Genomic DNA, 10,324 nt, shown 5'->3' on the forward strand with positions numbered 1-10,324 from the left:
CCCGCAACATCATCATTGCCTCCGATGGCGTTTTTTCCATGGACGGCGACATCGCCGACCTGAAGTGCATCAGTGAACTGGCCAACACCTCCGACGCCCTGGTCATGGTCGACGACTCCCACGCCACCGGTTTTTTAGGCAAAACCGGCCGTGGTGCCATTGAATACAACGACGTGCTCGGCAAGGTTGACATCATCACCTCTACTTTGGGCAAGGCCATGGGCGGAGCTTCCGGCGGATTCACCAGCGGCCACCGGGAAATGATCGAGATCCTGCGCCAGAAATCGCGTCCCTACCTGTTTTCCAACACCTTGGCCCCGGCCATCGCCGCAGCCGGCATCGCCGCTTTCGACCTGCTGGAAAAGAGCGACGGCCTGCGCCGGCAGCTGATGGAAAACACCCAGACCTTCCGGCGCGAAATGGGGCGGCTCGGCTTCGACATCAACGAGGGCGAGCACCCCATCGTGCCGATCCTTTTCCGCAAGTTCGCCAACGACGCCCAGCTGTCGCAGTTGATGGCCCGCGACCTGTACGCCGAGGGGATTTACGTGGTCGGTTTCTTTTTCCCGGTCGTGCCGCGCGGCCAGTCGCGCATCCGGGTGCAGATCTCCGCCGCCCACACCAGGGAGCACATCGAGAAAGCCATCGCCGCCTTTGCCAAGGTGGGCCGCCAGCTGGGCGTCATCTAATGCCCGTCCCGTCTCAGCGGGACACAAGGTCATCTGAGTCTTGTCCCGTTCAACGGGACTGCAGCCGGTTTATCAATCGCGGCAATTATGTTATAATATACGAAAACAAGTGGGATAAAGAAGAAAAATGAATAAAATAAAAGCCAAAGCGCCGAAAGGCATCCTGTTCTGGATCATCGCCCTCTTCATTCTCATCTTGTTGTGGAACATGATGAGCACCGTTTCCAGCAGCAAATCCAAGAAGCTCACTTTTTCCGAATTCATGGACAAGGTCGAAAACGACCAGATATCGAGCGCCCTGATCACCGGCAACGCCATCAGCGGCGATATGAACCAGGAAGAGGGGACCGACTTCACCCGCTACGAGTCGAACATACCCCAGGACTACCCCGACCTGATCAACAAGCTGCGCCAGCACAAGGTTAACATCGAAGTGGAGAAGCTGAACAAGAACGAATGGCTGGGCATCATCCTCTCCCTGGCGCCTTTCCTGATCATCATCGTTTTCTGGGTGATGATCATGCGCCAGCAGGGAGGAAACAAGGCGTTCACCTTCGGCAAAAGCAAGGCGCGCATGTTCTCCGGCGACCGCAACAAGACCACGTTCAAAGACGTAGCCGGAGTCGAGGAGGCCAAGGAAGAGCTGGAGGAGATCATCGAATTCCTCAAGGAACCGAAAAAATTCCAGCGCCTGGGCGGGAAGATCCCCAAGGGCGTGCTGCTGATCGGACCTCCGGGCACCGGCAAGACCCTCCTGGCCAAGGCTATCGCCGGCGAGGCCAACGTTCCCTTCTTCTCCATTTCCGGCTCGGATTTCGTCGAACTGTTCGTCGGCGTCGGCGCCTCGCGCGTGCGCGACCTGTTCGACGAAGGCAAGAAGCACGCCCCCTGCATGATCTTCATCGACGAGATCGACGCCGTCGGCCGGCAGCGCGGCACCGGGCTGGGCGGCGGCCACGACGAGCGTGAACAGACCCTCAACCAGCTGCTGGTGGAAATGGACGGCTTCGACGCCAACGAAGGGGTGATCATCATCGCCGCCACCAACCGCCCCGACATCCTCGATTCGGCCCTGCTGCGCCCGGGCCGCTTCGACCGGCGCATCGTGGTCTCCACCCCCGATGTCAAGGGCCGCGAGGAGATTCTCAAGGTGCACACCCGCAGCACGCCCATGAACAAGGATGTGGACTTGCAGGTCCTGGCCCGCTCCACCCCGGGCTTCACCGGCGCCGATATCGCCAACATGGTCAACGAGGCGGCCCTCTACGCCTCGCGCAACGGCAAGAAAAACATCGACATGGAAGACTTCGAATACGCCAAGGACAAGGTCCTGATGGGCAGCGAACGGAAAAGCATGATTATCTCCGAGGAGGAAAAAAAGATCACCGCCTACCACGAGGCCGGCCATGCCTTGATCGCGGCCGTGGAAAAGGAGGCCGACCCCCTGCACAAGGTCTCGATCATCCCCCGCGGCATGGCCCTGGGCCAGACCCAGCAGCTGTCGCAAGGAGGACATGATCTTCCTCGGCCGCGACCTGATGTCCCACAACGAGTATTCCGAGGAGACCTCGCAGCTGATCGACATCGAAATCAAAAAAATCATCGGCGAGGCGTACGGCCATTCCAAGAAAATCATCCTGGAAAACCGCGAGAAGCTCGAGCACATCGCCCTGCAGCTGCTGGAAAAGGAATCGCTGACCTCCGACGACATCGCCGCCATTCTCGGCACCCAGAAGAATGGCGACCCGGTGCAGGCGAAAAAGAGAAAAAGCAAGGGCGAGGGCAAGGCGCAGCCCCTGGAATAGATGGTCATTGAAAACATCCTCAACGCCTTCGCCAGATTCAATCTCAAGGACATCCCGGACGTTTTTTTCCTCTTCCTGCTGATCTACACCCTGCTGCTGCTGATCAAGGGCACCAAGTCCTACCAGATGGCGCTGGGCCTGATGCTGATCGGTTGCTGCGCGCTGCTCGCCGAGCTGCTCAAGCTGACCGCCTTCGCGTTCCTGTTGAACAAATTCCTCACCTACCTGATCTTCGCCATCATCATCCTGTTCCAGGGGGAATTGCGCAAGATCCTGGCCGCCATCGGCAGCAAGCTCAAGACCAGGTTCATCACCACCGACATCTCTCTCGTCCGCGACGAGATCGTCAATGCCGTCATGGCCCTGTCGCTGGGGAAAATCGGGGCCCTGATCGCCATTGAAAGGGAAATCAAGCTGAAATCCTACATCGACAAGCACATCAGGCTCGATGCCCTGGTTTCCAAGGACATGCTGCTGACCATTTTTTCGCCCAACACCCCCCTGCACGACGGGGCGGTCATCATCTCCGAGGGCCGCATCGCCGCCGCCAACTGCTTCTTCCCCTATCCGCCACTGCTGGAGCTGACTCCGGCCGGCGGCAGGCACCTGGCGGCCATCGGCATCAGCCAGGAAAGCGACTGCATTACCATCGTCGTTTCGGAACAGACCGGAAAAATATCCCTGGCCGCCAAGGGCGAGCTGATTCGCGGCCTGGATCGCGAAGGCCTGAAAAACAGGCTGAAATTCTTCAAGATCTAACATGCCGGAAAAATTGAAAAATCTCTTCCTGAACAACTGGGGCCTGAAGGTCAGCGCCCTGCTCCTGGCCATTGTGGTCTGGGCGATGATCAGCGGCCGGGAGAAGACCTACTCGGAAAAAACGCTGAAGGTGCCCATCGAGATCGCCAATCTGTCGCCCAACCTGGAAGTGGTCAACCTGCAGCCGGAGGATGTCCGCCTGTCGTTGCGCGGGGCGGCCAATCTCCTGTCCACATTGCGCCCCGAGAACCTGGCCATCAAGATCGACCTGAAAAACATCGGCGAAAGCAGCAGGCTGAACTACTTCGCCGAGGACTACCTCGAGGTTCCCCAGGGAATCCAGATCATCTCCATCCACCCCAAGATGATCGCGGTGGTCGTCGAGGAGTTCGACACCAAGGAGCTGCCGGTCAAGGTCCGTTTCCGCGGCCAGTTGAAGGAGTCGCTGAAACTGAAGGAAGTCAGGGCCGTGCCCGATCGGGTCACGATCATCGGCTACAAATCGCAGCTCAACGGCATCAATGTGGTGCTGACCGAGGAAATCAACCTCGACGAGATCGAGGCCAGCCAGAAACGCACGGTCGCCCTGAAGCAGACCCGGAACATATTGAAATTCCGCGACCGCCGCGACGTGGACGTGGAGCTCACGATCGAGGGCCCGGCGGCGGGCAAAAAATGATGGGCGGTTTTTTCGGCACCGACGGCATCCGCGCCAGGGCCGGCGAATTTCCCTTGGACGAGGCCACCCTGATCAAACTCGGCCAGGTCATCGGATCGCTGACCACCACGGCCGGGTCGAAGGCCGGCCAAATGGCGCGGATCGTCATCGGCCGCGATACCCGCGAATCGGGGCCCGCGATCGAAAAGCACCTGGCCGGCGGCTTGGCCCGTAAAGCCGCGATTTTTTCCGCCGGCGTCATTCCGACCCCCGGCCTGGCTTACCTGACCCGCACACAACGATTCGACTTCGGCATCATGATTTCCGCCTCCCACAATCCATTCAGCGACAACGGCATCAAAATATTCGATGGCCGCGGCGAGAAAATCTCCGCCAGGTTCGAAAGTAAAATCTCCGCCCGGCTGAGCGCCGGGAGCAAGGCAGCCCCGGGCCAGGCGGCGATCGCAGGCATCGCCGAGCACTCCGCTTACATCGACTTTCTCCTGGCCAACGGCCGCGATTTGAAGCCGGGCGACACCCGGATCGCCATCGACTGCGCCAACGGGGCCGCCGGTTCGGTCGCCCCCGCCTTGTTCCGGCGCCTGGGCATGAAGACGCTGCTCAGCCATCACCGCGCCAATGGCCGCAACATCAATGACGGCTGCGGCTCGACCAGCCCGCAGGCGCTGCAGCGCTTCGTTCGCGACAACAAGGCCGGCCTGGGCATGGCCTTTGACGGCGACGCCGACCGGGTGATCTTCGTTGCCAGCGATGGGGAAATCCTGACCGGCGACCACACCCTCTTCCTTCTGGCCGCATACCTGCGCCGCCGGGAGCCGCGCTTCAACGGCGTGGTGGTGGGCACGGTCATGGCCAACCTCGGGCTCGAAAAAGCGCTGGCCTGTGCAGGCATTCGGTTTCTGCGCACCGACGTCGGCGACAGCCGCGTCTACCGGCAAATGAAAAAAGCCGGGGCAATCCTGGGCGGCGAGCCGTCGGGGCACATCATCCTGCGGCATCGGCAGACCACCGGCGACGGGCTGCTGGCCGCGCTTTTTTTCATGAAAGCCCTCGATTTTTTCGGCTGGAGCGCCGGCGACGTCTGCCGCCGGCTGCGCGTGTTCCCCCAGCGGACCGTGAACATTCCCATCCGGCGAAAAAAGAACCTCGCCCGCTGGCAGGCGCTGGCCCGGGCCGAAAAGGAATTCGTCGGCACGTACGGGCGCCAGGCGCGGCTGCTGATCCGCTACTCCGGTACCGAACCCCTGGTCCGGGTCATGATGGAGGCCCGCGATGCGGGCGTCATCGAAAATAGATTGCCTCATTTCACGGACTTAATCCAGAACGAAATCGGAGCGTAACATGAAACTGAGCGTCAATATCGATCACATCGCCACCATCCGCCAGGCGCGGATGACCAACGAGCCCGACCCGGTCTACGCCGCCATGATGGCCGAACTGGGCGGGGCCGACGGCATCACCGTCCATTTGCGCCAGGACCGCCGCCACATCCAGGAGCGGGACGTCGAGATCCTGCGCCGGGTGATCAAGAGCCGGCTGAACATGGAAATGGCCGTCTCCATGGACATGGTCAAGATCGCCCTGAAGTACAAGCCCGACATGTGCACCCTGGTCCCGGAAAGCAAGGACGAGATCACCACCAGCGGCGGCCTCGACGTGGTCATGTTCAACGAAAAAATCCAGGAGGTCGCCGGCAACCTGCTGGCGGCAGGGATCAGCGTTTCGCTGTTCATCGACCCCGGCATCGACAACATCAAGGCCTGCCACCGCCTGGGCATCCGCTTTATCGAGCTGAACACCGGCGAGTACGCCAAGCACAGCAACAACAGTTTCGCCGCCCTGGAGCTGGAAAAAATAAAAAAATCGGCGATCTACGCCAAGAAGCTGAATTTCACCCTGCTGGCCGGCCACGGGCTGACCTACCAGAACATCAGGCCCATCGCGGCCATCGCCGAGATCGAGGAGTTGAACATCGGCCATTCCATTATCGCCAACGCCGCCTTCGTGGGCCTCAAGGAAGCCGTGGCCAGGATGAAGGAACTGCTCAGTTGAAGAGAAATTTCTTAAAAGCCGCTCTCTTTCTGTTCATCGTTTTCTTGTTCGCGCTCGTTTTCTCCAGCCTGACATTCAAACCGGAAGCCAATGACCTTCCTTTGCCCGCGTTTTACAAAAAAGGCGCCTTCCACATGCATTCGACGTTTTCCGACGGCCGCGGCACCGTGGCCGAGATCGCCCGTGCCGCCCGGCGCGCCCGGTTGGATTTCGTCATTCTCACCGACCACGGCCGGCCGAACCTGAGGGCATCGGCCGCGACCGGTTGGAACGACGGCGTCCTGCTCATCGGCGCTTCCGAATTTTCTCTCAACGAAGGCCACCTGGCCGCGGCCGGCTACCGGGTTCCCGGCTATGTTTTTCCCCCCGAAGCCCGGGAAGCGATCGCCGAAGTCAACCGCGACAACGGCGTCACCTTCATCTCCCATCCCTTCGACCGCAAGATCCCCTGGAGCGATTGGCAGGTGCGGGATTTCTCCGGCATCGAAATCCTGAGCCTGTACCAGATGGCCAAAAAGAATCTCCTGCGCGGGCTGACCCTTTTCCCGCTGCAGTATGTTTTCAATCCCGACTACGCCTTGACCGCGCTGCTTTCCTATCCGCGCCGGGAGATGGAAACCTGGGACCGCCTCAACCGCCAGGGGAGATACTTCGGGATCTATGCCCTTGACTCCCACGCCAAACTTCCGCTCAGCACAAGGAGAAGCCTCCACTTCCCCTCCTACGGGGCGACCTTCCGGATCCTGAATGTCTATGTGAAGGTGGAGCGCGGGCTGGACGCAGACGCGGACGCGAACCGCGCCGCTGCCGCGGTCATCGCCGCCATGCGCCGCGGCGATTTTTTCAGCGTCATCGAATCGCTGGCCCCGGCCAACGGCTTTGACTGCTATTACCTGCAGAAGGACGGAGGCCGCGTCGACATGGGTGGCGACGCGCCGGCAGCGGGCGGCAATTTGATGATGGCGCTGCCATTCCAGTTCGCCACCGACATCGTGGTCAAAAAGGACGGCGCGCTTTTCACCGTTGTTCGCGCCAACACCCGACCCGAGTTGTCCGTGCCGATCGACCGCGGCGGCGTTTACCGCGCCGAGATCTCGCTCGCTTCAGGCCGCTTCAAAGAGCTTCCCTGGATCATGACCAACCCGATCTTCATCGCCCGGAAGGCACCCATACGAGCAGCGCCCGAAAACGTCGTCGCCGTATTCGCAACCGAGGGCGAAAACTATTTCAGTGTCGAGAAAAACGGCCGTTCCGGCGCCGTCCTGCATTGGGATGCGCTGCAGTTCCGCATCGGCAGCGGCCCGGGCGAAGCCGCGTACCAGCATTCGTTCCTGGCCGATGGCGAATGGCGGCGGATCGCCATCCCCTTCTCCAGCTTCCATTGCCTGTACGGCCAGCCGGCCGTCCCGGCCCCGGTTGACATCGATTCTTTCTTTTTCCTGATCGACGGCAACAACGCCTATTCCGGCGCCCAAGGTGAAATCTTCCTGCGCAGGATCGGTCTCTACTGAATGCCGAACTGAATTTATATAAGAAGCGGGCCATACCACCATCGAACCTCTCCTCTATTGTCCGCAGCGGGACAATCACGCTGATAAATTCAATGGGCACAGACATTCTTTTCTCCTTAATATTTATCCATATGACTATTCTAACCTTCTTGCCCTGTCATTTGAGGAGAGGGCAGAATTAAGGCAAAGGTGAAAGACAATAGTAAATAGTTGGAAGAAGCAACTTTTTATTGTCTTTTTCTTCACTACCACAATTACTACCCATAACACCAATAAAACAAAAATATTTTCTCCCCTGTCCCCAGTTGATAGGGAGAGGCATTTATAATATTGACAGATGCTTATAAAATTAAAATGAAAAAAACAAATAAAAAATCAAAAAAACCTGTCAATATTGAGAGTTCCGCGCCCAATAAAGCAAGGCCGTTCCCGATCACCCGCGCCAGGGCTCTGCGTCGATTGGGGAAACGGAAAGGGCTCATAAGCGGCGCCGTTCGCTCACCACTGCTGACGTGGATCTGCAAGCACCTGAACTTCGACCGCGAACTGGCCGCAACCTTCGTCGCCCTTTTCGCCGAGGCTATCGACCACAACGGTCTGGCAGACTTGGAAACGGTCGCCGAAAGGCACTGTCTGAAAGGCGAGGCCCGGCTACCGTTCACCGCTTCCGTGGAGAGGCTCCGGCAGTCGGGCCTGGTGGTGGTAAACCGAGGGAAAGCATCGCGCTCAATTCTCATGGACTCCATGGTGGAACTGGACGCAATCGTCTTCGTGGAAATACTCCATGGCAAAGACAGCGACTCCCGCGTTGATTTCGACGACCCCCTGGCGGTCATCGGCGAAGCGGATGAGCTGCTGCACCTTTCGCATGATCGTGAGATCTCCCGGCAGATGCTCTTTTCCAGTCTCTCCCGCCTGGCCGCCAAGAGCGCCGGACGCAATCCGCTCGGGGCCTGGCTAAAAGGGTTGCCTGCAATCGAGATGGCACTCTTTTTCATGGCCGCTTCAATGGCGGCTGTCACGCGCAGGGCGTACGACCTGGATGACTTCTTCAGCGACTGCCAGCTGCCTATGGGCGAAAAGGGACACCTACTGCGCCTCATCAACGACGGCCAGACGTTGGTTGCCAAGCGTTACCTTGTAGAGTTCAAAAATAACGATATGTCCGATTGCCTGGCCTTCAAGCTGGGGCCGGGATCAATCGAGAAGTTGTACCCACGACTGCGCAATGTCGGCAGAGATGATGATGCCGGGGGCGGAGAGGTAGTTAGGCTCAAGCCCTGTCCGGAAAAGCCCACTATGCTCTTCTTACCCGCAGGGATGGCAAAAGAGTTGACCGTCCTGGAGCGCGCCTGCACCCCTGCTAGTTTCCGCCGCTTCACGAGCGGCCTCAGGAAGGCTGGGCTGCCCCAGGGGCTGACCATCCTGCTGCACGGCGCCCCGGGCACGGGCAAGACCATCGCCGCCTTGAACCTGGCCTGTGCTGCTGGCCGCCCCATCCTACAGGTCGACATGAGCCAGCTGCGCGACAAGTACGTGGGCGAGAGCGAAAAGAATGTGCGCATTGTGTTCGACCGCTGGCGCGAGTGCAGCAAGGGCGACGCCCCGGCACCGTTGCTGCTGCTTAACGAGGCCGATGCAATGGTCGGACGCCGCGTCGCGGTGGGCCACAGCGTTGACCAGATGCACAACATAATGCAGAATGTCCTGCTTGAGGAGATGGAGCATTTCGAGGGCATCCTGGTAGCCACCACCAACCTTATCGACAACATCGACAGCGCTTTTGACCGTCGATTCTTGTACAAGCTGCGCTTCGATCTGCCCGGGAAGGTGGAGCGCCGACGCATCTGGCAAAGCCGCATGCCAAAGCTAGAGATGGAATGGGCAGCGCGCCTGGCCGCCTACCCTCTGAGTGGCGCCCAGATCGAGAACGTCGCGCGCCGCGCCCTGCTCGACGGACTGCTAAAGAAGCGCATCGAGCTGACGGATCTGGAAGCAATGGCCATTGCCGAGGGCTCCTTCCGCGAAGGCAAGGTATGTGTCATGGGATTCGCGCCCAAGCATGCCAAGGATTAAAATAAAGAATAGATACTAGTAACGCGTGACGATTCGATAGCAAACCCACTAAATAGATATTTCAATATGCTTGTAATAAAAACTTCACGATTGCCGATGCCTGTCTTAAGAGATAAGTTTTGTTAATTCTTTCACAATCCAAATCATGCCTTCGGTATCTTGCCCGCAGTATTCAACAAGGTGATTGCGCACTTTTTGCCTTTCTTCTTCAGTGGCATCGCCAAAAGTGACACGCGCATATTCCCTGGAAGCGGTTCTGCCATCGGCAATTTCCATGCCTTCGTAACCTTTTCCTGTGAGGGCGGGAAGGACCGACTTGAGTGAGGCGCTGCCATCCTGCTCAGGATGGTAATAGTAGAAGCTTTTAAAGGGAGCCAACAGGTCAATGATGCGTTGTTTTATTCGCGCCACCCATTCACTGTACTGGGGGTACGACTCGGCACATCCGTCCAGACAACCGGTTTCGAAACCAGCGTTATAGGCAATAATGGAACCGCCGTTACCCAACAGCGACTTGAGTTCTTTTAGTATTTCCGGCCGGGGATCGGTTTTCCCCTCTGCCAGAAAGGAATGGTGCTCCTGTTTAGCGCCCTCTTTTTGAATGATGTGCAGCGAAAATTGAAAGGGAATATTTTGATATGGCCGTGTTCCATCATAAAAAGGAATTGCCGGAGCGACGGTTTCGAAATCCAAAAAGTATAATGGGTATTGGAGGGTAGATAGAAAATTCGCAATGCCCTTTTTATCTATATG

The 10,324-nt window shown here is 58.5% G+C and carries 8 protein-coding genes and 1 pseudogene; 8 read left to right on the forward strand and 1 reads right to left on the reverse strand.

What is annotated here, in order from left to right; translation table 11 throughout:
- From NTW95_02815 to NTW95_02850, 8 genes and pseudogenes are all read left to right on the forward strand, one after another.
- The coding region (locus NTW95_02815; GenBank protein ID MCX6556353.1) for an aminotransferase class I/II-fold pyridoxal phosphate-dependent enzyme at positions 1 to 689 on the forward strand (689 nt) is incomplete at its 5' end.
- 127 nt (positions 690 to 816) lie between these two features.
- Positions 817 to 2,494: pseudogene (ftsH, locus tag NTW95_02820) on the forward strand (ATP-dependent zinc metalloprotease FtsH).
- Positions 2,495 to 3,253 carry a diadenylate cyclase CdaA gene (cdaA, locus tag NTW95_02825; protein ID MCX6556354.1) on the forward strand — a complete coding sequence of 253 codons (759 nt, stop codon included), beginning with the start codon at positions 2,495 to 2,497 and terminating at the stop codon, positions 3,251 to 3,253.
- Between the two features lies 1 nt (position 3,254).
- Positions 3,255 to 3,932 carry a CdaR family protein gene (locus NTW95_02830; protein ID MCX6556355.1) on the forward strand — a complete coding sequence of 226 codons (678 nt, stop codon included), beginning with the start codon at positions 3,255 to 3,257 and terminating at the stop codon, positions 3,930 to 3,932.
- Entirely contained in the window at positions 3,929 to 5,272 is a 1,344-nt protein-coding gene (locus NTW95_02835) for a phosphoglucosamine mutase (protein ID MCX6556356.1), read from the forward strand. The genes NTW95_02830 and NTW95_02835 overlap by 4 nt, the downstream gene beginning before the upstream one ends.
- A gap of 1 nt (position 5,273) precedes the next feature.
- On the forward strand, positions 5,274 to 5,984 hold the full coding sequence (locus tag NTW95_02840; protein ID MCX6556357.1) for a pyridoxine 5'-phosphate synthase: 711 nt from the start codon (positions 5,274 to 5,276) through the stop codon (positions 5,982 to 5,984).
- Entirely contained in the window at positions 5,981 to 7,495 is a 1,515-nt protein-coding gene (locus tag NTW95_02845) for a hypothetical protein (GenBank protein ID MCX6556358.1), read from the forward strand. Before NTW95_02840 ends, NTW95_02845 begins: the two co-directional genes overlap by 4 nt.
- Positions 7,496 to 7,825: 330 nt before the next feature.
- Positions 7,826 to 9,571: an ATP-binding protein gene (locus tag NTW95_02850; protein ID MCX6556359.1), complete on the forward strand. Its 1,746-nt coding sequence runs from the start codon at positions 7,826 to 7,828 to the stop codon at positions 9,569 to 9,571.
- 105 nt (positions 9,572 to 9,676) lie between these two features.
- Here the strand turns inward: NTW95_02850 and NTW95_02855 are convergent.
- Positions 9,677 to 10,324, reverse strand: a 648-nt coding sequence (locus tag NTW95_02855; GenBank protein ID MCX6556360.1) for a DUF2779 domain-containing protein, incomplete at its 5' end; no start/stop codon positions are given.

The organism is Candidatus Aminicenantes bacterium, assembly GCA_026393795.1.
Taxonomy (GTDB): domain Bacteria; phylum Acidobacteriota; class Aminicenantia; order UBA2199; family UBA2199; genus UBA2199.

Coding starts and splice junctions, on each gene's coding strand:
- cdaA (MCX6556354.1), top strand. CDS start 2,495: ATGGTCATTGAAAACATCCTCAACGCCTTCGCCAGATTCAATCTCAAG.
- NTW95_02840 (MCX6556357.1), top strand. CDS start 5,274: ATGAAACTGAGCGTCAATATCGATCACATCGCCACCATCCGCCAGGCG.
- NTW95_02830 (MCX6556355.1), top strand. CDS start 3,255: ATGCCGGAAAAATTGAAAAATCTCTTCCTGAACAACTGGGGCCTGAAG.
- NTW95_02835 (MCX6556356.1), top strand. CDS start 3,929: ATGATGGGCGGTTTTTTCGGCACCGACGGCATCCGCGCCAGGGCCGGC.